The 23,996-nt window shown below is 64.2% G+C and carries 23 protein-coding genes; 10 read left to right on the plus strand and 13 right to left on the minus strand.

What is annotated here, in order from left to right; genetic code table 11:
* The first annotated feature begins 10 nt into the window (after nucleotides 1-10).
* Nucleotides 11-1,276, plus strand: a complete 1,266-nt coding sequence (locus FJ957_RS04120; RefSeq protein ID WP_140828805.1) for an ABC transporter substrate-binding protein — start codon at nucleotides 11-13, stop codon at nucleotides 1,274-1,276.
* 53 nt (nucleotides 1,277-1,329) lie between these two features.
* Here the strand turns inward: FJ957_RS04120 and FJ957_RS04125 are convergent, their stop codons facing one another.
* The 11 genes from FJ957_RS04125 to FJ957_RS04180 form a co-directional block, all read right to left on the minus strand.
* The gene (locus FJ957_RS04125; protein WP_181180507.1) at nucleotides 1,330-2,217 is read right to left on the minus strand and encodes an amidohydrolase; all 888 of its coding nucleotides are present in this window, start codon (nucleotides 2,215-2,217) and stop codon (nucleotides 1,330-1,332) included.
* The gene (locus FJ957_RS04130) at nucleotides 2,217-3,350 is read right to left on the minus strand and encodes a VWA domain-containing protein (RefSeq protein WP_140828809.1); all 1,134 of its coding nucleotides are present in this window, start codon (nucleotides 3,348-3,350) and stop codon (nucleotides 2,217-2,219) included. The genes FJ957_RS04125 and FJ957_RS04130 overlap by 1 nt, the downstream gene beginning before the upstream one ends.
* 211 nt (nucleotides 3,351-3,561) lie before the next feature.
* Nucleotides 3,562-4,443: a MoxR family ATPase gene (locus FJ957_RS04140; RefSeq protein ID WP_140828811.1), complete on the minus strand. Its 882-nt coding sequence runs from the start codon at nucleotides 4,441-4,443 to the stop codon at nucleotides 3,562-3,564.
* 7 nt (nucleotides 4,444-4,450) lie between these two features.
* Nucleotides 4,451-5,455, minus strand: a complete 1,005-nt coding sequence (locus FJ957_RS32410) for a molybdopterin cofactor-binding domain-containing protein (protein ID WP_140828812.1) — start codon at nucleotides 5,453-5,455, stop codon at nucleotides 4,451-4,453.
* A 1-nt stretch (nucleotide 5,456) separates the two neighbouring features.
* The gene (locus tag FJ957_RS32415) at nucleotides 5,457-6,824 is read right to left on the minus strand and encodes a xanthine dehydrogenase family protein molybdopterin-binding subunit (protein ID WP_140828814.1); all 1,368 of its coding nucleotides are present in this window, start codon (nucleotides 6,822-6,824) and stop codon (nucleotides 5,457-5,459) included.
* 11 nt (nucleotides 6,825-6,835) lie between these two features.
* Complete coding sequence (locus FJ957_RS04155; RefSeq protein WP_140828816.1) at nucleotides 6,836-7,318, minus strand: (2Fe-2S)-binding protein; 483 nt, start codon at nucleotides 7,316-7,318, stop codon at nucleotides 6,836-6,838.
* A 58-nt stretch (nucleotides 7,319-7,376) separates the two neighbouring features.
* Nucleotides 7,377-8,171, minus strand: coding sequence for an FAD binding domain-containing protein (locus tag FJ957_RS04160; RefSeq protein WP_140828818.1), 795 nt, complete (start codon nucleotides 8,169-8,171; stop codon nucleotides 7,377-7,379).
* Between the two features lie 12 nt (nucleotides 8,172-8,183).
* Nucleotides 8,184-8,627 carry an SRPBCC family protein gene (locus FJ957_RS04165; protein ID WP_140828820.1) on the minus strand — a complete coding sequence of 148 codons (444 nt, stop codon included), beginning with the start codon at nucleotides 8,625-8,627 and terminating at the stop codon, nucleotides 8,184-8,186.
* Between the two features lie 124 nt (nucleotides 8,628-8,751).
* The gene (locus FJ957_RS04170) at nucleotides 8,752-9,579 is read right to left on the minus strand and encodes an AraC family transcriptional regulator (protein WP_140828822.1); all 828 of its coding nucleotides are present in this window, start codon (nucleotides 9,577-9,579) and stop codon (nucleotides 8,752-8,754) included.
* A gap of 148 nt (nucleotides 9,580-9,727) precedes the next feature.
* Nucleotides 9,728-10,726, minus strand: coding sequence for an ABC transporter permease (locus FJ957_RS04175; protein ID WP_140659882.1), 999 nt, complete (start codon nucleotides 10,724-10,726; stop codon nucleotides 9,728-9,730).
* A 43-nt stretch (nucleotides 10,727-10,769) separates the two neighbouring features.
* Nucleotides 10,770-11,513 (minus strand): ATP-binding cassette domain-containing protein, encoded by a 744-nt coding sequence (locus FJ957_RS04180; protein WP_140828824.1) that lies wholly within the window; start codon nucleotides 11,511-11,513, stop codon nucleotides 10,770-10,772.
* Between the two features lie 454 nt (nucleotides 11,514-11,967).
* Between FJ957_RS04180 and FJ957_RS04185 the strand changes: the two genes are divergently transcribed.
* Complete coding sequence (locus FJ957_RS04185) at nucleotides 11,968-12,957, plus strand: sugar-binding protein (RefSeq protein WP_140647991.1); 990 nt, start codon at nucleotides 11,968-11,970, stop codon at nucleotides 12,955-12,957.
* A gap of 93 nt (nucleotides 12,958-13,050) precedes the next feature.
* On the opposite strand, the gene FJ957_RS04190 is transcribed toward FJ957_RS04185, so the two are convergent.
* Nucleotides 13,051-14,109 (minus strand): NAD(P)-dependent oxidoreductase, encoded by a 1,059-nt coding sequence (locus FJ957_RS04190; protein WP_281407669.1) that lies wholly within the window; start codon nucleotides 14,107-14,109, stop codon nucleotides 13,051-13,053.
* Nucleotides 14,110-14,135: 26 nt separating this feature from the next.
* Between FJ957_RS04190 and FJ957_RS04195 the strand changes: the two genes are divergently transcribed.
* A complete protein-coding gene (locus FJ957_RS04195; RefSeq protein WP_140828829.1) occupies nucleotides 14,136-15,032 on the plus strand; it encodes an NAD(P)-dependent oxidoreductase in 897 nt (298 codons plus the stop codon).
* A gap of 102 nt (nucleotides 15,033-15,134) precedes the next feature.
* Nucleotides 15,135-15,911 (plus strand): FadR/GntR family transcriptional regulator, encoded by a 777-nt coding sequence (locus FJ957_RS04200; RefSeq protein ID WP_140828831.1) that lies wholly within the window; start codon nucleotides 15,135-15,137, stop codon nucleotides 15,909-15,911.
* Between the two features lie 71 nt (nucleotides 15,912-15,982).
* Here the strand turns inward: FJ957_RS04200 and FJ957_RS04205 are convergent, their stop codons facing one another.
* Entirely contained in the window at nucleotides 15,983-16,270 is a 288-nt protein-coding gene (locus FJ957_RS04205) for a DUF3175 domain-containing protein (RefSeq protein WP_140828833.1), read from the minus strand.
* Nucleotides 16,271-16,425: 155 nt separating this feature from the next.
* Between FJ957_RS04205 and FJ957_RS04210 the strand changes: the two genes are divergently transcribed.
* The 6 genes from FJ957_RS04210 (at nucleotide 16,426) to FJ957_RS04235 (ending at nucleotide 23,992) form a co-directional block, all read left to right on the plus strand.
* Complete coding sequence (locus FJ957_RS04210; protein WP_246685765.1) at nucleotides 16,426-17,658, plus strand: MFS transporter; 1,233 nt, start codon at nucleotides 16,426-16,428, stop codon at nucleotides 17,656-17,658.
* Nucleotides 17,659-17,806: 148 nt separating this feature from the next.
* On the plus strand, nucleotides 17,807-18,835 hold the full coding sequence (locus FJ957_RS04215) for a LacI family DNA-binding transcriptional regulator (RefSeq protein ID WP_140828838.1): 1,029 nt from the start codon (nucleotides 17,807-17,809) through the stop codon (nucleotides 18,833-18,835).
* A 452-nt stretch (nucleotides 18,836-19,287) separates the two neighbouring features.
* Nucleotides 19,288-20,415 (plus strand): sugar ABC transporter substrate-binding protein, encoded by a 1,128-nt coding sequence (locus FJ957_RS04220; protein ID WP_140828841.1) that lies wholly within the window; start codon nucleotides 19,288-19,290, stop codon nucleotides 20,413-20,415.
* Between the two features lie 72 nt (nucleotides 20,416-20,487).
* The gene (locus tag FJ957_RS04225; protein ID WP_140828843.1) at nucleotides 20,488-22,032 is read left to right on the plus strand and encodes a sugar ABC transporter ATP-binding protein; all 1,545 of its coding nucleotides are present in this window, start codon (nucleotides 20,488-20,490) and stop codon (nucleotides 22,030-22,032) included.
* Nucleotides 22,029-23,009, plus strand: coding sequence for an ABC transporter permease (locus tag FJ957_RS04230; protein WP_140828845.1), 981 nt, complete (start codon nucleotides 22,029-22,031; stop codon nucleotides 23,007-23,009). Before FJ957_RS04225 ends, FJ957_RS04230 begins: the two co-directional genes overlap by 4 nt.
* Nucleotides 23,006-23,992 (plus strand): ABC transporter permease, encoded by a 987-nt coding sequence (locus FJ957_RS04235; protein WP_140828847.1) that lies wholly within the window; start codon nucleotides 23,006-23,008, stop codon nucleotides 23,990-23,992. Before FJ957_RS04230 ends, FJ957_RS04235 begins: the two co-directional genes overlap by 4 nt.
* Nucleotides 23,993-23,996 lie beyond the last annotated feature (4 nt).

The raw sequence follows: 23,996 nt of genomic DNA on the forward strand, positions 1-23,996 counted from the left end.
AGCACGAGCAATGAAGCATTTCTCCAGGATTATTGCCATGGCGGCGGTGTCGCTGGCATCGGCCCTTCCGGCCTATGCCGACACGACACTGACGGTCCACTATCCGATGCCCGGTTTCTTCAAGAACGTGATGGACACGATCTCGAAGAAGTTCATGGAAGAGAATCCCGACATCAAGATCCAGTTCGCCAGCCCGTCCGCGACCTATGAGGAAGGCATCCAGACCATTCTTCGTCAGGCCGGCACCGACGAGATGCCCGACATCACCTTCATCGGCCTCAATCGCCTGCGCATGCTCAACGAGCGCGACGTCGCCGTCGACCTCGGGCCGCTGGTGAAGAAGGACGGCAACATGGCCGAGCAAGGCTTCTCCGACACCATACTGAAGCTCGCGCAGGTGAACGGCAAGCAGATCGGGCTGGCCTTCGCCACCTCCAATCCGATCATGTATTACAACGCCGACCTGGTGAAGGCGGCCGGTGGCGATCCGGACAATCCGCCCAAGACCTGGGACGAGGTGATCGCGCTTGGCGGCAAGATCAAGGCGCTCGGCAACGGTGTCGACGGCATCGACTTCCGCTGGCAGGGCGATGATTGGATGTTCTCGGCGCTGCTGTTTGGCGCCGGGGGCAAGATGCTGAACGGCGACGAGAGCAAGGTCGCTTTCAACAGTCCAGAAGGCGAGAAGGCTGTCGAGCTTATCGAGCGGATGGTGAAGGAAGGCGGCATGCCGGTCTTCACCAAGCCGGCGGGCGAGCAGGCTTTCGCGGCCGGCAAGGTCGGCTTCGAATTCCAGACCACAGGCGCGCTGGTCAACACGATCAAGAATGTCGGCGACAAGTTCACGCTGCGCACGGCCAAGATTCCGCTGATCGATCCGGTCAACGGCCATTTGCCGACCGGCGGCAATGCGGTGGTCATCCTGACCAAGGACACCGCGAAGCAGGAAGCCGCCTGGAAGTTCGCCAAGTTCGCCGCCGGCCCGTACGGCGCGTCGGTGGTGGTGCCCGGCACCGGCTATGTCCCCAACAACGAACTCGCCGCGAAATCACCTGATTATCTCGGCGATTTCTACAAGAAGAACCCGCTGTTCCAGGCCGGCCTCAGCCAGATGCCGCTGATGGTTCCGTGGTACGCCTTCCCCGGCACCAACGGAGTCAAGGTGACGCAGACCATCGTCGACAATCTGTCGCGCATCGTCGACCAGTCGGCGACGCCGAAGGAAGCGCTTGCCGACGCTGCGAGCGACGTCGAAGGCATGTTGCCGACGCAATAACTGCTTGCTCCGCAAGCCGTCGCGCCTACCCGGCGCGGCGGCTTTCCGAAGCGCTATACCGGCCGGTAAACCTTCTCCGCCGTGTTCCAGAAGATGTCCGCCTCGGCCTTGGCGCCGTGTCCGGCAACCGCAGCGCGGTGCGCCTTGATCAGCTCGGCATGGTTGGTCCACAGCTTTTCGATCGGGAAGTTCGAGCCGAACATCAGCCGGTCGCTGCCGAGGATATCGATGGCGTTGTCGACAATGTAGGCAATGAGGTCCGGGTCGTTGCGGTGAACGAAAGTGCCGAGCCCCGACAGCTTGGCGTAGAAATTGGGCGCGGCCGATAGCGTGCGGAGACCCGCCTTCCATGCTTCGGTGGTTTCCGGCTCCATGCCGGTCAGCATGCCGGCATGGGTGAGGATGAAATTCGTCTGCGGGTTTTCGCCAACCAGCCTCAGTCCATCTTTCATCTGCGCCGGGAAAAGCTGCAGGTCGAAGGAGAGGCCGTAGTCCTTCAGCCGCGCCACGTTGGCGCGCACCTTGGGATCGATCACCTGGTCGGCGGAGGCGGCGAAGCGGAAGGCTGGTGTTTCGTGCCAGTGGAGCTGCATGCGCACGCCGCGCAGCAGCTTGTATTTCATCAGCCGGTCGATCTGCGGGCGGACGTCGTCGACCGTCATGTCGGCATAGCCGACGATGGCGTGCGGCCAGCCGGTTTCGTCGGCGGTCTTCTGCAGGAAGGCGACCTCTTTTTCGAAATTCTCCTTGGCCCAGTTGGTCTGGACATAGACGGCTTTCTCGACGCCCGAGCCTTTCTGGTCTTCGAGGAACTCCGTGATCGGATAGTCGCGGCGGATCGGCTCGTAGGGGCCGAAGATGCGCGGCACCATCGGCCCGACCAGCCAGGGCTGGTCCTTTTGGCGCCAGATGTGGAAATGCGCGTCGATGGCTTTCTGCATCACGATACCCTTTTCCAGATGGCTGAAGCCGCAGGCGCAGGACGGGCGAGCGACAGGATGAAATCGGTCAGGCTTCCCACCGACGAGCCGTCGACCAGATCGTCGAGCGCCGGCAGGATGGCGCGGAGTGCCGCCGTCGCCGGGCGAAAGCGCGGATCGCCGGCGAGCGGCGTCGCCAGCGACAGCCGGAAGGCGCGGGCGCTCAAGCGGCGCATGGCGGTTTCGAGGTCCGCGTGGTCGCCGCGCTCCAGCGCATCCGAGAGAATGACGACCGCGGCACCGCGCGCGAAGGCCGAAAAACGCGGCACCGAGAGGAAGGCCAGCAATGTCGGTCCCATGCGCGTTCCGCCGTCCCAGTCATCGACCTGGGCGGCCGCGCGCGCCAGCGCCTGGCCACGGTCGCGGATGCGCAGCGCGGACGTGATGCGGGTGAGCCGCGTGCCGAAGGTGAAGACCTCGGCACGGCCGGCGCCTTGCACCGCTGCGTGCGCCAGCTTCAGGTAATCGGCCGTGTGCAGCTTCATCGAGCCGGAGACGTCGATGAGCAGGAGCAGCTTGCGCGGCACGGTTTGGCGGCGCCGCAGGAGCGGCGAGGGAATGTCGCCATCGGCGCTGACGATTTCGCTCAGCGAGCGTCGAAGGTCGAGCGTGCCGTGCGAGCGGGTGCGCGCGGTGCGAAAGGAACGGCGCGCGGGCAGGGCGCATGCGAGCTTGCGGCGGAACGGGCCAAGGTCATCGGCGTCGCGCCGGAAATCGCGGCTGCTCAGTTGTTCAAGCGCCGAGGACAGCTCGCCACCTTTCTCATGGCGGATGGTTTGCTTCTCTTCCTCGTGGGTGCCGCGATCGTCCTTGATGCGGGTTTCGTCGTCTTCTTCGCCTTCGATTGACGGCCTGGTATCGCCGTAGAAATAGCCGCGGAAATGCGCCTCGAATTCGCCGCGGCGATCGGGCGAGGGAGCTAACGTGGCGAGTGCGGCCTCGCGGACGTCGTTCATCGAGCGCGGGCCGAGCAGGGTGACCGCTTGCATGAAGCTGGTCACCTGTTCCGGCGCAATGGCGAAGGCGTGACGGCGGAGCAGGCGGGCGAAGCCTAGGAAAGGCGCGGCGGCACGAGGCAAGCTTTCCGGCATCATTCCTTCGCGCCCCCCTCTGTCCTGCCGGACATCTCCCCCACGAGGGGGGAGATTAGCAGCGTTGGCGCGCCGCTCAATTCTGCCAGGCTGAAGATTGGCGAAAGCCGGCGCGACATCTGATCTCCCCCCTTGTGGGGGAGATGTCCGGCAGGACAGAGGGGGGCGCTGTCCCGCCAGCGCTGAGAGATAGGCGCGCGATGCCGATTGCTCATCACCCTAGCGCCTCTTCGACGATGCGGCCAAGTTCCGGCGCGATCGAAGAAAGATCCTCCTCGTCCTTGATCAGCACGCCGATGGCGCGGCGGAAGGCTTCCGGCCATGGGCTGCCGCCTTTTTCGAGGATGGTCGCGGCATTCGCCCATTCGACCGCCTCGGCGATGCCGGGCGGCTTGGCCAACGGCCGCGCGCGGATTTCCTGCACGGCATTCGCCACCGCGCGTGCGGTCGCCTCGGCGACATGGCCCGAGCGCAGCATTATGATCTCGGCCTCGCGCGCGGCATCGGGATAGCCGATCCAGTGATAGACGCAGCGCCGGCGCAGCGCCTCGGCAAGCTCGCGGGTGCGGTTCGAGGTCAGGATGACGATTGGCTGCTTTGCCGCGCGGATCGTGCCGCGCTCCGGAATGCTGATCTGGAAGTCGGAAAGGAATTCCAAGAGCAGCGCTTCGAATTCATGGTCGGACCGGTCGATCTCGTCGACCAGCAGCACGCGCTGTTCCGGCGACCGCAGCACCTGCAGCAGCGGCCGGGCGATCAGGAATCGGTCGTCATAGATGTCGACCTCATGCTCGCCGGCATGGCGGATGGCAAGCAGCTGGCGCTGGTAGTTCCATTCGTACAATGCATGCCCGGCGTCGATGCCTTCATAGCATTGCAGGCGCACCAGCTCGCGGCCGAGGAGTTCGGCGACCGCCTTCGCGGCTTCGGTCTTGCCGACGCCCGGCGCGCCCTCGAGCAGCAGCGGCTTGCCCAGGCGGATCGCCAGGAAGATCGCGGTGGCAAGGCTGTCGTCGGCCAGATAGCGCGAGGCGGCAAGGCGCGCTGCTATCGCCTCCGGCGAAGCCGCGACCTCAACGGCGTCGGCGCTGGTCATCTTCCCCTCAGCCCGCCGCCCGCGCCTTCAGCGCGCGCAGGATGCGCTCCGGCGTGATCGGCAGCGTGTCGATGCGCACGCCGACGGCATCGAAGACGGCATTGGCGACCGCCGGGATCTGCGGGTTGGCGCACATCTCGCCCGGACCCTTGGCGCCGAACGGCCCGTCGGCGGACGGACGCTCCAGCACGATGATCTCGGTCTCGGCCAGGTCGCCAGGGCCCGGCATCAGATATTGGTTGAAGTCGGTGCCGCCATGGTCGCGGTTCGGATAATAGGGTTCGGTCGCCTCGTAGAGCGCGTGGCTGATTCCCATCCAGGAGCCGCCGACCAACTGCTGCTCGACCATCTTCGGATTGAGCGCGCGGCCGATCTCGAAGACGTTCTTGACCCTCAGCACCGTCACTTCGCCGGTCTCGTCGTCGACCTCGACCTCGGCCACCGTGCAGGCATGGGCGTAGCAGGTGGAGGGCTTCATCGCGCCGGTCTCCTTCTCCGGGTAGGAGCGCGGGATCAGGAACATGCCGCGGCCCGAGATCGAGCGGCCGCGCTTGAAATGCGCCGACAGGGCGACATCGAAGATCGAGATCGATTTCTGCGGCGCGCCTTTGACCAGAATGTTGCCTTCGCCGTCGGTCTCGAGGTCGGAAGCGTTCACCTCCAGCTCTTCGGCGGCCACTTCCAGCATCACCTGGCGGGCTTCCTTGGCCGCCTGGATGACGGCATTGCCGGCGCGGTGCGTGCCGCGCGAGGCGAAAGTGCCCATGCAATGCGGGCCGGTGTCGGTGTCGGCGGTGTCGATGATGACGCGGTCGGTCGGCACGCCGATGGTCTCGGCGCAGATCTGGGCCATGATCTGCTTCATGCCCTGGCCGAGATCGACACTGGACAGCGTCACCATGAAATTGCCGGTCGGCGTCGAATGGACCAGCGCCTGGGTCGGGTCGCCGCCGAGGTTCATGCCGGTCGGATAGTTGATCGCGGCGACGCCGCGTCCACGCCGGATCGCCATCTCAGGCTTCCTTCCTGTAGGAGGACATCGCCATGTATTTTTCCGCCACCGGCCAGTTGGCGGCGCGCGAGGCTTCCTGCATGCATTCGATCAGCGCGGCACCCTCGGTCGGCTGGCGATGCGCCTTCATGTCGCCGTCGCGATAGGCGTTGATGAAGCGGAATTCGAGCGGGTCCATGCCGATCAGCCGCGCCAGCTTGTCCATCTGCACCTCCAGCGCGAAGTCGCCGATGGTGACGCCGAAGCCGCGCATGGCGGAGGAGGGGGTGCGATTGGTGTAGACGCAGTAGGTGTCGATCCAGACATTCGGGATCGTGTAGGGGCCGGGATAGTGCGCGGCGCCCTTCTGCGCGCCGTAGGGCGAGTGGCGCGAATAGGCGCCGGCATCGGTGTAGCCGGTCACCTTGCGCGCAACGATGCGGCCGTCCTTCATCAAGCCGTCCTTGATGACGACCTTCTCAGCCGCGCGCGGCGAGGAGATCTGCATCTCCTCCTCACGGCTGTAGATGAAACAGACTGGGCGTCCGGTTAGCTTGGCGGCCAGGATGGCGATCGGCTCGACGATGACGTCGACCTTGCCGCCGAAGCCGCCGCCGACGGTGCCGCCGACGAAGTGGAGCTTGCTGCCCGGCATCTGCAGGATGATCGAAGTGTTGTCGAGGGTGAAGAACATGGCCTGCGTGTTGGTGTAGCAGGTGAAGCGGTCGTTGCCTTCTGGCGTCACCACGCAGCCCGTCGTCTCGGTCGGCGCGTGCTCGATCGGCGAGGACTGGTAGGACTGTTCGAGGATGTGATCGGCCTGGGCAAAGCCAGCCTCGACATCGCCGAAGCGCACCTTGCGGCATTCGCCGCTATCGTAGAGGTAATAGTTCTGGCCGTGATACTCGTTGACCAATGGTGCGCCGGGCTTCAGCGCTTCCTCCATGTCGAAGACGGCCGGCAGCACTTCGTAATCCACCTTGACCTTGGCGGCGGCTTCCTGCGCGGCGCGCTCGGTCTCGGCCAGCACGGCCACCACCGCCTCGCCCTTCCAGCGCACCTTGCCGTCGGCCAGCACCGTCTCGTCCTCCGGGCCGATCTGGATGAGGATCAGAATGGTGTAGACATTGTGCGGCACGTCCTTGGCGGTCAGCACCTTGACCACGCCCGGATGCTTTTCCGCTTGCGACGTGTCGATCGAGCGGATGCGGGCATGGTGGTGCGGGCTGCGCACCATCTTCAGATGCAGCATGCCCGGGAAGTTCCGGTCGGCGAAATAGGCGGTCTTGCCGGTGACGTGTCCAGGGGAGTCGAGCCGCGGGCGGCCCTGGCCGATCTCATGCAGGCCGTCCTTGCGGACATCGGCGAAATAGTCCTTGCGCAGTTCCATGGCTCGTTCCCTCAGGCGGCGTTCTGCGAATTGGCGCGCGCGGCGGTCAGCACCGCCTGGATGATCGGCTCATAGCCGGTGCAGCGGCAGATGTTGCCGGACAGCGCCTCGACCACATCCTCGCGGCTCGGGTTCGGCGTGCGATCGAGCAGCACTTTTGCGGCCATGATCATGCCCGGCGTGCAGAAGCCGCATTGCGTGGCGAAGGCGTCGAGGAAGGCGCGCTGCAACGGATGTAGGACGCCGGCTTCGGCGAGGCCGGCCGTCGTGGTGACGGCCGCGCCGTTGCAGGTCTCAGCCAATGTCAGGCAGGAGAGCCGCAATTCACCGTCAATGATGACCGAGCAGGCGCCGCAGGTGCCCTGATGGCAGCCGCCCTTCGGCGAGGTGTCGCCGATCTTGTCGCGCAACGCATGGAGCAGCGTCGCGCCGCTGTCGACGAATTCGGCTTTTTCGGAGCCGTTGAGCGTGAATTGGACAGGTACTTTTGCCATTTTTCCTCCCTGCGCGCCTGCCCGGATCGACCGGACAGACGCGCGTCCCCCACGGATATTAGTCAAGCAGCAGCCGGCCGAGATGGACCGGCAGAACCTCGGCGCGATACCAGGCGCTGGCGATCGGATCGGTGATCGGCGCGATGCCTTCGCTCACGGCCACCAGCGCCGGCGCGATCTCCTGCGGCGTGAGCTTGCAGCCGAGCAGCGCCTTTTCGGTCGCTAAAGCGCGGATCGGCCGATCGGCCATGCAGCCCAGCGCGATGCGCGCCGAGGTCACCGTGCCGTCCGGTGCGCGTTCCAGAAGCGCGGCGATGCTCAGCACCGAGACCCCCTTCGGCTTGACGCGCGACACTTTCAGGAAGCGGAAGCTTTCGGTTTTGGGCGATGCAATATTCACCGCCGTCACTATGGAGCGGCTGGTGTTGCGATCGGCCAGGAAAGTCTCGATCGGCGTTTCGCCATCTTCGGTGACGACGGTCGCGTCCAGCGCCAGCAGCGCGACGGCGAAATCGCCATAAGGGGCGGGGACGAACAGATTGCCGCCGACGGTTGCCATGTTGCGGATCGCAGGCCCGCCTACAGCGCGCGCGGCAGGCGCGAGCACGGCAAGTTCGGGGTGGCGGGCGATCGCGGCCATGGTGACCGAAGCGCCGAGCCGGACCTTGGCGCCGACAACCGCGATTTGCGATAGGCCCGGATCGGTGACACGCACCAGGCTGGAGACGGAAACGTCGCCTTCGTTGGCCGCGCGGACGACAAGCGTGCCGCCGCCAATATAGCGTGAGCCCGCTGTCTGCAGCGCGGCGTTGGCGTCTTTCACGCTCGAAAAAGTCTGCAGCGCAAGCGACATGGCAGGCCCCCGTCAGCTCTGGCCAGCGAAATGGCTTTTCAAGGCGTTGAAGCCGCCCTGGAAGACGTTGGCGCCCATGCCCTCGGCCAGCTTGTCGGCTTCCTCCGGTGCTGCGTCGAAGCTCGCCGTCCATTCGGCATAGGTGCGGTTACCGTCGGTGATGCGCCGCAACTGCAGCGTCGCCTTGTGATTGGTGAGCGGCTGCGGCGTTTCCAGGATCGAGTAGCTGACCAGGAAATTGTCGTCGGAGAAGTCGAGCAGCTTCTCGCGCAGCCGAGCGCCGCTGACCAGTTGGAAGTTGCGCACGCAGCCGATCGCGGTAGCGTCCTTGCCGTCCTCGATATGGCTTTCCACCATGCGCGGATGCCAGTTCGGCAGGCCATTGAAGTCGCGGATGTGCGCCCAGACCTGCTCGACCGGCGCGTCGATGACGCTGGAAATGGTGACTTTCGCCATAGACTGGCTCCCTTGCAAAGATCGGGAGCAGGCTAGGGCGGCCGACTGGCTGGCGCTTATCAATGCGTCTTGAGTGCGTATCAACCAGTCGGAAAATGCGGCGACGGATCAGCCTGCAGAGCACTCAGGACATGGCTCTCGCGGCTTCGCGGTAGAGCGTCGGCGGCACGCCGACATGGTCGCGGAAGAAGCGCGAGAAATTGCCCTGGGTGGTGAAGCCGAGATTGCAGGCGACCGAGATCAACGGCTCCTGCGACCACTGCAGCTGGCGCACGGCTTCCTCCATGCGCAGCGTGTTCCAATAGACGTTCGGCGTCAGATTGGTCTGTTCCTTGAAGAGCGCGAAGAAATGCGGCCGGGACAGGCCGACCGAGCGGGCGACGTCGTCGAAGGAGATGCGCTCGCAGACATTGGCCTTCATCAGCTGGATCGCCTTGCGGACGCGGAAGTCGAGCATCGTGTTGATGCGCGCGCGGGCTATCTGTGGCGCAGATGTCTCGGCCGCATCGAGCACGCTGTCGATGAAACGCTCGATCTCGTAATTGGCGATGTCGTCGATGCTCTCATTGTCGGTCAGGTGATCGAGCAGGTTCGCCGCCGCCTGATGCAGCCAGGGCTCCAGTGTGATCGCGGCTTGCGTGAACAGCGGCGCGGACGATGGGAGGTCGCGGCGCTGGCGCGCCCAATCCGGGTCGATGTAGAAGGCGAGGAACAGTCCAGGCTTGCCGTCGCGGGAAAGGGCGTGGCTGTGCGGCTGGAACGAGTTGATGCCGGCCGCGGTGCCCGGTCCAAGCCGCACCGTCTCGCGGCCGATGGTCATTTCGCCTGCCGTGCCTTCCAGCCAGATGATGAGATGTGCCTCGCCATGCGCATGGGTGACGAAGTCGTTGGCGACATTCAGCGCGGAAACATGTCCGAACCGGCCCCAATAGAGCCTGATCGCGTCCGTCATGGGTATCGTTCCTCCCGCAGGCGACTGGCCTCCCTTCGCCTGCGGGGGAATAGTGCGGCCGGGGTGCGGCCGCGTCAAGGCAGGCAGGCGCGGCGAAACTTGCGTCCAAAGCGCCTGGATGGATTTTCAGACTGAGCGATAGGGGGAGCTAGTCACTGCGGCGGAAGTTGCGGACGCGGTCGAACAGCACCGCCAGGATGATCGCGCCGCCGATGAAAGTGCCCTGCCAGAAGGCGTTGATGCCGAGCAGGCCAAGGCTGTTGCGGATCACCTCGATGAGGGCGGCGCCGACGATGGCGCCGAGCGCGGTGCCGACGCCACCGGCGAGATTGGCGCCGCCGATGACGGTGGCGGCGATCACCTGCAGCTCCATGCCGTTGCCGAGATTGGTGGTGACGGCGCCCAGCCATCCGGTCTGGATGATGCCGGCAATCCCCGCCGACAGCGCCGAGATCATATAGACGACGACCTTGATCTGCTTGACGGGAACGCCGGTCAGCGTCGCCGCATGCTCATTGCCGCCGATGGCGAAGATGTGCCGGCCGAACTTGGTCAAGCGCAGGATGAAGCCGGTGATCAGCGCCAGAATGATCATGTAGAGCACCGGATTGGCGATGCCGAACAACCAGGCGCCGCCGCCCAGCGCCAGAAGCTTCTGATGATCCGGTCCGAACTGGAAGACCACCGTGTTGTTGGACGCGACCATGGCAAGGCTGCGCGCCACCGACAGCATGCCGAGCGTGACCACGAAAGGCGGAAAGCCGAGATAGGCGATGAGCACGCCGTTGAAGGCGCCGATCACAAGCGCGGTGGCGATCGAGGCCAGGATGCCCACTTCGATCGAATAGCCGGCATGCATGGTGACGGCGAGCACCATCGAACACAGGCAAAGCACCGAGCCGACCGACAGATCAATGCCGCCGGTGATGATGACGAAGGTCATGCCGAGCGCCACGATGGCGATGAAGGTGACATTGCGCGTGATGTTGAAGAGGTTCTTCGACGTGGCGAAGGAATCGGTGGCGACGGACAGGAACAGGCAGGCGAGGATGACCGCGATCACCACCCAGAAGGTCTGGTTGGAGAAGAGCCGCGACAGGAAGGTGTGCTGCTTCTGCGCGATCGTCTGGTCAAGGGTGACTGCCATTATCGACCTTTCCTGAGAGGCGGGGGCGCGAGGCTCCGCGCAATCACGCAACCTGTTCGATGGCGCCGGTGATCAGCCCGGTGACTTCCTCGGGCGAGCTCGATGCGATCTTCTTGTCGGCCACCTTGCGGCCGCGCCGCATGACGATGACGCGGTCGGCGACGTCGAACACGTCGGGCATGCGGTGGCTGATCAGCACCACGGCGATGCCCTGGTCGCGCAGGTGGCGGATGAGGTTGAGCACCTCGGCGACCTGCCTGACCGAAATCGCCGCCGTCGGCTCATCCATCAGCACGATCTTGGCCTGCGACAGCATGGTGCGGGCAATGGCCACCGCCTGGCGCTGGCCGCCCGACATCTGCTTGACGAGGTCGCGCGGCCGCGTTTCGGATTTCAGCTCGGCGAAAAGCTGGCCGGCGCGCTTGTACATGGCGCCATAGTCGAGGATGCGGAGCGGACCGAAGCCACGGCGCAACTCGCGGCCGAGATAGACATTGGCCGCGGCCGTCAGATTGTTGCAGAGCGCGAGGTCCTGGTGGACGATCTCGATGCCATGCTGGCGGGCGTCCGCGGGCTTGTGCAGGACAAGCTCCTTGCCGTCCAGCCGCATGATGCCGTGGCTCGGGTGGAAATTGCCGGCGATCATCTTCACCAGCGTCGACTTGCCGGCGCCGTTGTCGCCCATCAGGCCGACGACCTCGCCGGCCTCCAGCGAAAAAGATACATCGTTGACCGCCTGGATGGCGCCGAAATGCTTCGAGATGTTGGCGAGTTCGAGAACCGACACCAGCCTTATGCCTCCCCATCTGGGCGCAGCTGTCGCCGACCTTTGCCGGCGCCGCTTGCGTCCTGCGCCGTCCATCTCCTCCCGAACGGCGCGTCCACGCATTTAGGCAAAAGCGGACAAGGGCGTCAATCAATTGTCTGACGATTAATTTCGAGACTCGACGAAAAATCGGTTTTGTAGGACAAATAGGAATTGACGCTGGCGAAAAGCCGATATTAGCTAAGTCTCGGAGGAAGATCTTGCTCCTTGTCCGCCTATCCGGCGGAGGGCGGGCAAATGGTTTGAAGGTCAAGGATCCGGCTGCGCCAGTATTCGGGCGAACGGATCGGCAAATGCTTATCAGCCCGGCGCAGGACGCGAACATCATGAGATGCTCGTCGTCATGGTTCTTATGCATCCGGGCTGATCAGTGTGGCGGGCACGCGGTGTCCGTCTGTTTCAAGGGAGGACTGATATGAGGAAAACACTTTTGCTTGCCGCCGTCGCCGCCATGGCGTTGGGCGCCGGGCCGGCTTTGGCCAAGAAACAGCTCGTCATCGTCGTGAAAGGTCTCGACAATCCGTTCTTCGAAGCCATCCATCAGGGCTGCGAGAAGTGGAACAAGGAAAACGCCAGCTCGGAATATGAATGCTTCTACACCGGCCCGGCATCGACCTCGGACGAAGCCGGCGAGGCGCAGATCGTGCAGGACATGCTGAGCAAACCCGACACGGCGGCTATGGCGATCTCGCCGTCGAACGCGCCGCTGATCGCGCAGACGATCAAGAGCGCCAATCCGTCGATCCCGATCATGACGGTCGACGCCGACCTTGCCAAGGAAGACGCCGCCCTTCGCAAGACCTATCTCGGCACCGACAACTACTTGATGGGCAAGAAGATCGGCGAGTACATCAAGAAGGCCAAGCCGAATGGCGGCACGATCTGCACCATCGAGGGCAATCCGGCGGCCGACAACATCCTGCGCCGCGCGCAAGGTATGCGCGATGCGCTGTCGGGCAAGGAAGGCCTCGCAGCACTTGCCGGCGAAGGCGGCTGGACCGAAGTCGCCGGCTGCCCGGTGTTCACCAATGACGACGGCGCCAAGGGCGTGCAGGCGATGACCGACATCCTCGCCGCCAACCCGAAGCTCGACGCCTTCGGCATCATGGGCGGCTGGCCGCTGTTCGGCGCACCGCAGCCCTATCGCGACCTGTTCAAGCCGATGGCCGACAAGATCGCCAAGAACGAGTTCGTCATCGGCGCCGCCGACACGATCGGCGACGAGGTGGCAATCGCCAAGGAAGGCCTGGTGACCGCGCTGGTCGGCCAGCGGCCGTTCGAAATGGGCTACAAGGCGCCGTCGGTGATGCTCGACCTCGTCGGCAACAAGAAGGTCGACGATCCGGTCTTCACCGGCCTCGACGAATGCACCAAGGAAACAGCCGACACCTGTATCCAGAGGTAGGCGCTGGTCGCATCCAGAACCAATGTAAAAGGGGCGCCGCGAGGCGCCCCTGACTTTTTCAAAGTTGCATTCTTGATGAAGAGCGCTTTCGTCTCAGATCTTCTGCTTCGCGCCGTCCTTCGAAGGCATCAGGTCGACGCCGTTGAGCTTGCCGATATGGGTGGCGAGCATCGGCACATACTGTTCCGTGGGACCGGTGGCGAAGGCGGTCGCAAAGGAATTCTTGGTTGCGTTGCCGAGTGGGTTGGCAATGCCGGCCGCGCCCGCCATCGATTCCAGATAGGTCAGGTCCTTGAAGGCGTTGGCAATGCTGAACTTGTGCGCGTCGCGGTCGCCCTCCAGCGTCCAGCGCATGAAGGTCTGGTAGAAGCCGCAATCCATGCGGCCGTTGCGGATGACGCTGTCGAAGCGCGGCGGCGAGATGCCGACCTTTTCGGCCAGCGCCAGCGCTTCCGAATAGATCGCGGCGTAGCCCAGCGAGATGAAGTTGTTGAGCAGCTTCATGCGGTGGCCGTCGCCGGTGTCGCCGATATGGACGATGCGGCCGGCCCAGGTCTCGATCACCGGCTTCAGCCTGGCGAACACCGTGTCCGGCGCGCCGACCATGGCGTCGAGCGTGCCTTCCCAGGCCTCCTTCGGCGTGCGGCTGAGCGGCGCATCGACATAGTCGACGCCGAGCGCCTTGAGCTCGGCGGCCAGGGCCACGGTCGAGACCGGATCGGAGGTCGAGCAATCGACGACGACCGAGCCTTGCTTCAGGCCCTCCTTCAGCCCACCGGGGCCGCGGATGATCGCCTCCACCTCGCGCGAGCCGGTGACGCAGATGAAGACGACGTCGGAGGCAGCGGCCACCTCCTTGGATGTGGCCACTTCCTTGGCGCCGCGTCCCAAAAGGTCTTCCGCGGGCTTGCGGTTCTTGCGGCCGAGGAAGGTCAGCGGATAGCCCTTGTCGACGATGTTCTTGGCGATGCCGTGCCCCATCAGGCCTAGGCCGATGAAACCGATTTTCTCGCGGGCAGCGGTGGTGCTCATGTCGTCTCTTCCCTGTCTTTCGTGGTGATGGGCCCGCGCGGCGGGCGATTGTCGAGAACGTTTCCTCGGATCGCGGGTGGCGGGTGATTGCGGAATGCCATATTGTCTGACAATACACATAATTCCCAAGCCTTGTGGAGAGCAAAATGACGAAGCGGATCATGTTCACCGGCGGCAGCGGCAAGGCTGGCCGGCATGTCGTTCAGTATCTGGTCGAACATGGCTGCCAGGTGCTCAACATCGACACCAGGCCGCTCGACAATCCGAAAGTGCGCACGCTGATCACCGACATCACCGACAGCGGGCAGGTCTTCAACGCGCTGTCGAGCTATATGGGCCTGCACGAGTTCGATCCGTCGCTGAGAGCACAGCCGGTCGACGCCGTGGTGCATTTCGCCGCAATCCCGCGCATCATGATCACGCCGGACAACGAGGTGTTCCGCATCAACGCGATGGGCACCTACAATGTCATCGAAGCGGCGGTGAAGCTCGGCATCCGCAAGATCATCATCGCTTCCTCGGAGACGACCTACGGCCTGGTTTTCGCCAATGAGCCGCGCAATCCGACGCATTTCCCGCTCGACGAGGATTATGACGTCGACCCGATGGACTCTTACGCGCTGTCGAAGATCGTCAACGAGAAGACGGCGCGGGCCTTCGCGCTGCGCAGCGGCGCTGACATCTATGCGCTGCGCATCGGCAACGTCATCGAGCCGCATGAATATTCGCTGTTTCCGAAATGGTTCGCCGATCCCGGTTTCCGCAAGCGCATCGCCTGGAGCTACATCGACGCGCGCGATCTTGGCCAGATCACCTTGCGCGCCATCGAGAAGGACGGCCTGGCCTACCAGGTGTTCAACGCGGCCAACGACGACACCTCGTCGGACCTGCCGACGGCGGAGCTCTTGAAACGCTTTTATCCGAGCGTGCCGGTCAAGGCTGAGCTTGGCGAGTATGAGACGCTGCTTTCGAACCGCAAGGCGCGCGACGTGCTCGGCTTCCGGCCCGAGCACAGCTGGCGCAAATACGTCAAACCGGCATGAGACGGCGCCAAATGCCAGTTGATCTGTGCACATCCTCGCGCGTTGGGGCAAAGCGGGCCTGCCGTGCTTGACAGCTTCTGAAAACGGGATTTTCTGGACCATATGCGGGACGCAAAGCCGAACAACGAAAAAAAACTGACGAAAACGGCAGCTCCGGAGCGTCCAGCCGGCGTTCGACGGGCCAACGCGCCACGCATTCCGGGCGCCAGCGTACACACCTCCTTGGCCAGCGAGATCGGGCTAAGGATCGTGCGCGGCGATTATCCACCGGGCACTATCCTGCCCAACGAAGCGAAATGGTCGGAGACCTTCGACGTCAGCCGCTCGGCGGTGCGCGAGGCGATCAAAATGCTGATGGCGAAGAGCCTGCTGGCCTCGCGGCCGAAGATCGGCAGTTGGGTCGAACCGAAGGAACGCTGGAACCTCCTCGACCGGGACGTGCTGTCCTGGTACGCCACGTCGCCGGACCGCGAGGTTTTCCTCAAGACCGTGCAGGAATTCCGCCATATCATCGAGCCGGAAGCCACCGCCTTCGCGGCGCTGCGGCGCAGCGACGAACAGATGGCCGAAATCAGCCAGGCCTGCCAGGAGATGGGCGAGGCGACCAACCTGCAAGAGCGGACGCGGGCCGACACGCGCTTCCATCTCGCCATCCTCAGGGCCTCGGGCAACGACCTGCTGGTGCCGCTGGGGGTGCTGATCGAATCCGCCTTCGACCACCTCTTCGCCTACACGACGCGCGAACTGGACGATTTGCACCATGCCCAAAAGCTGCACGAGGCGATCGAGAGGAATATTCGCCTGCGAAGACCGGATGCGGCGCGCAACGCGGTCCGTAAGCTGCTGGCCAATACCGACGAAGTGATCCAGTCGCGCTAAGGTCCATCGATATTCAGCTGAAGCCGGCTTGCGAATGGCGGCTTCTTGCGCTTGCGGTCCCGTTGCAGCACCTAGTCCTGCTTCTCGCGGCCGAAGGCGACGCGCAACTCGTCCTTCGCTTTTTCCAGCACCTTCCTGCGCTCGTCAGGCAAGTTCTTGCCGGCGCGGTTGATGTAGAAATTCAACATCGACATGGCGGATTGGAACGGCTCCGCCTTGCGGCGGTCGCTGTGCTCGGCCGAACGTTTCAGCGACGCGGCGATCTTCTTGGCGTCGTCGGATTCAAAGACGTGATCCTCGAGATCCATCGCATCGCTGTGCTCGGTCACGTCAGCCGACCATTTCTTCCTGGCGGTCATGGTGAACTCCTTTCTTCAGGCAAAACTCCATCGGGTGAGGCGGGTTCCGCTTCTGGAGCCACGGAATTATGCCTCGTGGCGCTGCTCGGCCCGGGAAATGCGCCGATAGTGCGCTCAAACACGCGATCTCGAAGAAATCGCGGACAGGAGACGCCGTGACGACAGTTCCAGGAAACGCGGCAAACAGCGCCGGCATCGACAGCTTCTATGCATGGACGCGGCTTGGCATTTCCCTGCTGCTGGCGACGATCGGCGGCGTCGGCACCTGGGCGGTGGTCGTGGTGCTGCCAGCGGTGCAGGCCGAATTCGGCGTCGACCGCGCCGCCGCCTCGATGCCCTATACCGCGACCATGGTGGGCTTCGCCGCCGGCAACGCGCTGATCGGACGCGCCATCGACCGCTTTGGGTATTGGATACCGGCGCTCGCCGCTTCGCTCGCGCTTGGCGTGGGGTTTCTGCTGGCGTCGCTTGCGAATTCGATCCTTGGCGTCACGCTTGCGCAAGGCCTGCTGATCGGAGTGGGGTGCTCGGCGATCTTCGGGCCGCTGATCGCCGACGTCTCGCACTGGTTCAGCCGCCGCCGCGGCGTTGCGGTGACGGTGGCGGCGTCAGGCAACTACATTGCCGGGGCGATCTGGCCGACGGTCATGCCTTATATGATGCAAGGCCATGGCTGGCGCTTCACCTATGCGACGATAGGAGTCATCTGCCTCGTCACCATGGTGCCGCTGGTCCTGCTGCTGCGACGGCGCGCGCCGCATGAGGGGATTTCCGGCGCGCCGCGCGGCCGGCCGGTGCAGCCGATCTCGCTGTCGCCCTCGCAGTTGCAGGTCCTGCTGGTGATTGCCGGCTTCGGCTGCTGCATGGCGATGTCGATGCCGCAGGTGCATATCGTCGCCTATTGCATGGACCTCGGCTACGGCGTCGCGCATGGCGCCGAGATGCTGTCGATCATGCTGGCGGCCGGCGTCATCAGCCGGATCGGCTCGGGCTTCCTCGCCGACCGCATCGGGGCGGTGAAGACGCTGCTGATCGGCTCGGCGCTGCAGTGTCTGTCGCTGCTCTTCTACATCCCGTTTGACGGACTCGCCTCGCTCTATGTCGTCTCACTGGTCTTCGGCCTGTCGCAAGGCGGCATCGTGCCCTGCTATGCCATCATCGTGCGCGACTATATGCCGGCAAAGGAAGCCGGCCAGCGCGTCGGCATCGTCCTGATGGCGACGATCTTCGGCATGGCGGTGGGCGGCTGGATGTCGGGCTGGATCTACGACCTCACCGGTTCCTACGCCGCCGCCTTCCTGAACGGAATTGGCTGGAACCTCGTCAATCTCGGGGCCATCGCGCTGCTGATGTGGAAAGCCAACCGAAGCGCCGAGGCGATTGCCTGACGCGCCTCGGTTAACCGGGCGCCGAAGCCGGGTTGCTTGACAACGGTTAACGCATGCGCGACCTCAATCGGCAGAGCTGACCTGGTGGCGTGATGACACGGACGATCGTGATGTTGCGGCCGCGCGTCGAAGACGGGGGGGCAGGGCCTTGACCAAGCCGCGTTCCCGCCGTGGCGGCGGCCGTCCGACCATTGCCGATGTGGCGCGCAAGGCGGGTGTCGGCGCGATCACGGTGTCGCGGGCGTTGCGTGAGCCCGGGCGGGTATCGGAAGACCTTCGACGGCAGATACAGGCCGCTGTCGACGAGCTCGGCTACGTGCCTGACCCGAATGCCCGCGCGCTTGCCTCGGCGCGCGCCGAGGTGTTTGGCGTGCTGGTGCCTTCGCTGACCAACAACGTCTTCGCCGAAGTGGTGCGCGGCATCTATGACAGCCTTTCCGACAGCCCGTTCCGCATCCAGATCGGCAACACCCATTATTCGGGCCTCGAGGAAGAGCGGCTGTTGCAGGTTTTCGGATCGCAACGCCCGGCGGCGCTGATCGTGGCCGGTATCGACCAGACACCCAGCGCGCGACGACTGCTGGAGAATGCCGGCTGCCCGGTGGTGCAGGTGATGGAGACCGGGCCGGACCCGGTCGACATGATGGTCGGCTTTTCCCATTTCGACGGGGGCAGGACTGCCGCCGAACACCTCCTGCAAGCCGGATACCGTAAGATCGGCTTCATCGGCGCGCGAATGGACCCGCGTTCGCAGCGACGCCTTGCCGGCTATCGCGCCGCCATGGAGGCTGCCGGCCTTTTCGATCCGCGGCTGATCACCACGACGCCGGTGCCGTCAAGCGTGACGCTGGGCCGCGAGTTGTTCCGCGACGCGCTGGCCAAGATACCGACGCTGGACGGCGTGTTCTGCAACAATGACGATATCGCGCTTGGCGTTCTGTTCGAATGCCATCGCGCATCGATCGACGTGCCGAAGCAGATCGGCATTGTCGGCTTCAACGATCTCGACATGATGCAGGTGTCGTTTCCTTCGATCACCAGCGTGCGCACGCACCGCTATGAAATCGGCACCCGCGCCGTCGCCATGGCGCTTGCGGCGATCGCCGGCAACCGGCCTGAACAGCGGATCGTCGACCTTGGCTTCGACCTTATGCGGCGCGAGAGCACCGCGCGTTAGGCCGTGATAGCGTTTCGTCGAATCGCCGTCACGCTCTAACTCTTTGTTGGAGCATGATCTTGTCCGAAAACCGGTTCCCACTTTTCGGGATCATGCTCTAGGGCGGCGGCGGAAACGCCGAGCCAAAGCTACGCACTGTTCCTGGAGGCACTCTGACGAACACGGAAAAATGACGAAAGCGGCGCTTTACAGGCTTTCATGGTAGCGCTACCATTTGTCTGTAAAATCAACATACGGCAAGGTTCAGGATTGTTTATTATACATAAGCAACAGCTCAAGCTTGTTTATTATGTATAATATGATAGTTTTCTGAACGTCCCGGAGGGCGAGGGAAGGGGAGAAGGCGGGGCGATCCACATCGCCCGGCGAGCGTTTCGGTTTGGCAGGAGGGGTGCCCGCCGAGCATGTCAGGACTTCATAGTTCAGCAGATCTGCAATTGGGAGGAATACCGATGATCAAGTCACTCGTTGGCGGCGTCGTTGCCGCCACTGCATTCGTCATGCTCAGCTCGGCAGCGATCGCCGCCGGACCGGAAGTCGTCTCCGGCCCCGCAGCGCAGCCGGACTGCTTCTCGCCATGGTCGGCGGACACCAAATTCTTCAAATTCCCCAAAAAGGAAGGCCCGTTCCGCATCGCCTTCTCCAACGGCTATATCGCCAACACCTGGCGCATCCAGATGGTCCAGACGGCAAAGGCCTATGCGGCGCAGCCGGACGTGAAGGCCAAGATCAAGGAATTCAAGGTCGTCTCGACCGGTGAGGATGTGCCGGCGCAGATCTCGGCGATCAACAACTTCATCGATTCCGGCTATGACGCGATCGTCACCGACGCGCAGAACCCGACCGCCTTCGGCCCGGTCATCAAGCGCGCCAAGGAAGCCGGTATCGTGCTGGTTGCCTTCGACAACATTCTCGACACCAAGGACGCCATCAACGTCAATGTCGACCAGAAGGGCCTCGGCGAGTTGTGGGCCAAGTGGCTGGTCGACAAGGTGCCGAACGGCGGTAAGATCCTCGAAGTGCGCGGCGTTGCCGGCACTTCCGTCGATACCGACCGCCACAACGGCATCCATGAAGTGCTGGACGCTTCCGGCAAGAAGTGGGATGTCACCGAGGTCGCCGGCAAGTGGGATGACGGCGTGGCGCAGAAGGTCACCGCCGATGCCATCGCCACCAACGGTCCGTTCGACGGCATCACCGGCCAAGGCGGCGACACCGGCATCGTGCAGGCGATGATGGACGCCAAGCATCCCTTCGTGCCGTTCGGCGGCGAGACCGAGAACGGCTTCCGCAAATTCTGCGCGCAACATTCGGCCGACGGGCTGAAGTGCACGTCGGCGGGCTCCGGCCCGGCCCAGGTCGCCGTGGCCATCAAAACCGCGATCGCGGCGCTGGAAGGCGAGGTGGTGCCGCAGGAAGTAAAGCTGCCGCTGGCGATCGCGTCGGATCCAGACATGAAGGACGGCACCGATTACTTCCCGAAGGAATCCGACAATTTCTTCGTCGGCAACTCCTTCCCGACCTGCGGCATCAATTTCAGCGCGCAGGAAATCATGGGCCAGACCAAGGCGGACCAGTAAGCTTCCAAATCGATGACTTGGCGCCGCGGGTCAGCCGCGGCGCCGCCTCATGCAGATACAATTGGAGGCTCAATGGACGGTGCGGTTCCGCTCTTCCGCATGGAAGGCATATCCAAGCGCTATGGCGGCGTGAGGGCCTTGGAAAAGGCCGATCTTGAAGTTACCGCCGGCAGCATCCACGCCATTCTCGGCGAGAACGGCGCAGGCAAGTCGACCCTGATCAAGATCATGGCGGGCGTCGTGGCGCCCGACGAGGGCCGCATGACGCTGGATGGACGCGAAGTGAGCTTCGCCTCACCGGCCGCAGCAAATCAGGCCGGCATCGTCTGCATCTTCCAGGAACTGTCGCTCATTCCCGAGTTGAGCGTCGCCGACAACATCGTCATTTCCGATCCGCCGAAGCGCTTCGGCATGATCGACCGCAAGGCGCAGCGGCGCATCGCGGAAGAAGCGCTGGCACGCGCCGGCGCTGCCGATATCCATCCTCGGGCCCTGGTCAAGGACCTGCCGCTGTCGCGCCGGCAGATGGTGGAGATCGCCAAGGCGCTGGCTCGCAAGCCGCGCATCCTGATCCTCGACGAAGCGACCTCGGCGCTAACGGCGGCGGATGTCGCCAAGGTCTTCGAGGTGTTGAAGCGGCTGCGCTCGGAAGGACTGGCGCTGCTTTACATCTCGCATCGCATGAACGAGATCGCGGAACTCGCCGACCATTGCACGGTGTTTCGCAACGGCCGCAACGTCGCCAGCTACCCCGCGGGCTCGAAGAGCGACAATGAGGTGGTCGAGCTGATGATCGGCCGGGAATACAGCCATATCTTCCCGCCGAAACCCGTTGCCGCTGCGGCCGCCACGCCGGTGCTCGAAGCGCGCAATCTGTCCTGGGCCGACCGGCTGGACAATATCTCGCTGAGCGTCAGGGCCGGCGAAGTCGTGGGCCTGGGCGGTCTCGACGGGCAGGGCCAGCGCGAACTGCTGCTTGCGTTTTTCGGCGTGCTGCGCGGCCTGCGCGGCGAGGTGCTGATCGACGGCAAGCCGGCTTCCATCTCGAGCCCGCGCGCCGCCAGCGACGATCGCGTCGGCATGGCGCTGATCCCCGAGGACCGCAAGACCGAGGGGCTGATGCTGCCGATGACGGTGCGCGAAAACCTCTCCTTCGCGGCGCTCGACCGGCTGGCCAAGGGCGGCATCATCGATCGCGCCGCCGAGCAGCGCCTGATCGACGACATGGTCGGGCTGCTGGCCATCAAGACGGCGGGGCTCGATATTCCCGTCGGCGCGCTCTCCGGCGGCAACCAGCAGAAGGTGGTCATCGCCAAATGGCTGATGCGGCAACCGCGCATCATCCTGCTCAACGATCCGACGCGCGGCATCGATGTCGGCACCAAGCAGGAGATCTACCAATTGATGCGCAAGCTAGCGGATGCCGGCGCCGCCATCCTGTTCTATTCGACCGACTATGACGAACTGATCGGCTGCTGCGACCGCGTGCTCGTGCTCTATGACGGCAGCGTCAAGCGCGAGCTCGTCGGCACCGAGATCACCGAGCACGCCCTGATCGCCAGCGCGCTCAACATCCATGGCGAAGGCGCCGATATGCAGCAGGGAGCGGGCGCGTGAAGGATTGGCGCTACTTGATGGCCGAGCAGCGCGGGACGCTGCTGGCGCTCGGCATCTTCATCGTCATGTTCATCATCTACACCACGAACCACCCGGCAGGGTTCACCGCCAATGTCGTGCAGACGGCGGCCAACAAGGGCGTTCTTCTGGCCTTCGTCGCCATGGCGCAGACGCTGGTGGTGATCACCGCCGGCATCGACTTGTCGGTGGGCATGATCCTGCTTCTCACCAATTGTCTCGCCTCATGGCTGGTGACCGGCACGCCGCTCGAGACCACGCTCGGCGTGATCGCGGTCCTTGCCGCGGGCCTGGTCTGCGGGGCGATCAACGGCGCCATCGTCATCTATGGGCGCCTGCAGCCGATCGTCGCCACCATAGCCACCGGCGCCGTCTTTTATGGCATCGGGCTTCTGCTGCGGCCGTTTCCGGGTGGATCGGTCAATGAGGATCTGGCCGACGCGCTGACGGGAAAGCTCTTCGACGTGATCCCGACCTCGCTGGTCGCGCTGCTGGTCGTCGTGCTGGTCGTCTGGGTGCCGTTCAGCCGCTCGGAATTCGGCCGCGCGGCCTACGCCGCGGGCTCGTCGGAAACGGCGGCTTACATGTCGGGCGTGCCGATCCGGCGCGGCAAGTTCCTCGCTTATGCGCTGGCCGGCCTGCTGGCCTCGGTCGGCGGGCTGTTCCTAACCTTCTTCACCTATACGGGCGAGGCGGCCTATGCGAGCGGCAATGCCTACACGCTGTTCTCGATCGCGGCGGTCGTGCTCGGCGGCGTTTCGCTGTTCGGCGGCAGGGGCAGCGCGATCGGCGCGATTTTCGGCGCACTTGCCTTCCGCACCATCGGCGACCTGTTGTTCGTCTTCGATTTCGATCCGCTCTGGCAGCCGCTGTTCCAGGGCGTTATCCTGTTGATCGCGGTCAGCCTCGGCGCCTTCGCGCTGTTTCGGGTGCGCAACCGGCTGGAGTGGTTCCTGTGAGCGAAACGACACTCGGTGGCCTTGCCGGCCGCATGCCCAAATTCATCCGGCGCGCCGACCCGGCGGTGCTGACGGCCTTTGCCTGCATCGTGATCCTGCTTCTGCTGGGCAGTCTCTATTCGCGCAGCTTCCTTTCGCCGGAATATCTGCTGCAGCAATTGAAGGTCGCATCCTTCCTCGGAGTCATAGCAACCGGCATGATGCTGGTCATCCTGCTCGGCCAGATCGACCTCTCCGTTCCATGGGCCGTGGCAGCCGGCGCCATGATGGCCTGCGCGGCCGCGGCCTACGGGTCGGCCGGCGTCGCTCTCGCCATCCCCTTCGGCGTCCTGTGCGGCGTGGCGATCGGCATCGTCAACGGCATCGGTGTCGCCTATCTGCGCATCCCCTCGATGATCATTACCTTGGCTACCAACGCGGTCGCGCAGGGGCTGATGGTGGTCTACACGGGCGGCTTCTCGCCACAGGATTCGGCGACGGCGGCGATGCGCTATCTGGCGACCGGTTTCACCATTCCGGGGGTTCCCAACGCCGTCATCATCTGGGCGCTGATCGGCGCCGCGATGGTCTTCGTGCTCACCCGCACCAGCTTCGGCCGCGCCGTCTACGGCATCGGCAACCGCGAGCGCGCCGCCTACCTTTCCGGCATCGACACGCGCCGCATCGTGATGATCGCCTTCGCCGTCTCGGGCGGGCTGTCCGCCTTTGGCGGCGTGCTTCTGGCGGGCTATGCGTCGAAGGCGGCCCAATCCATGGGCGATGCCTATCTCCTGCCGTCGATCGCCGCCGTCGTGCTGGGCGGGACATCGATCCTCGGCGGGCGCGGCTCCTATCTGGGCACGGTGGCCGGCGTGATCCTGATCACGCTCCTGCAATCCATCCTCTCGGTCATGCAAATGCCTGAAGCGGGACGGCAGATCATCTATGGTATCGTCATCGTCGCCATGCTTCTGCTCTACGGGCGTGCGCCGGCAAGCCGCTGACCGT

This window comes from Mesorhizobium sp. B2-4-6, from assembly GCF_006442775.1.
In the GTDB taxonomy this organism is placed as follows: Bacteria; Pseudomonadota; Alphaproteobacteria; order Rhizobiales; family Rhizobiaceae; genus Mesorhizobium.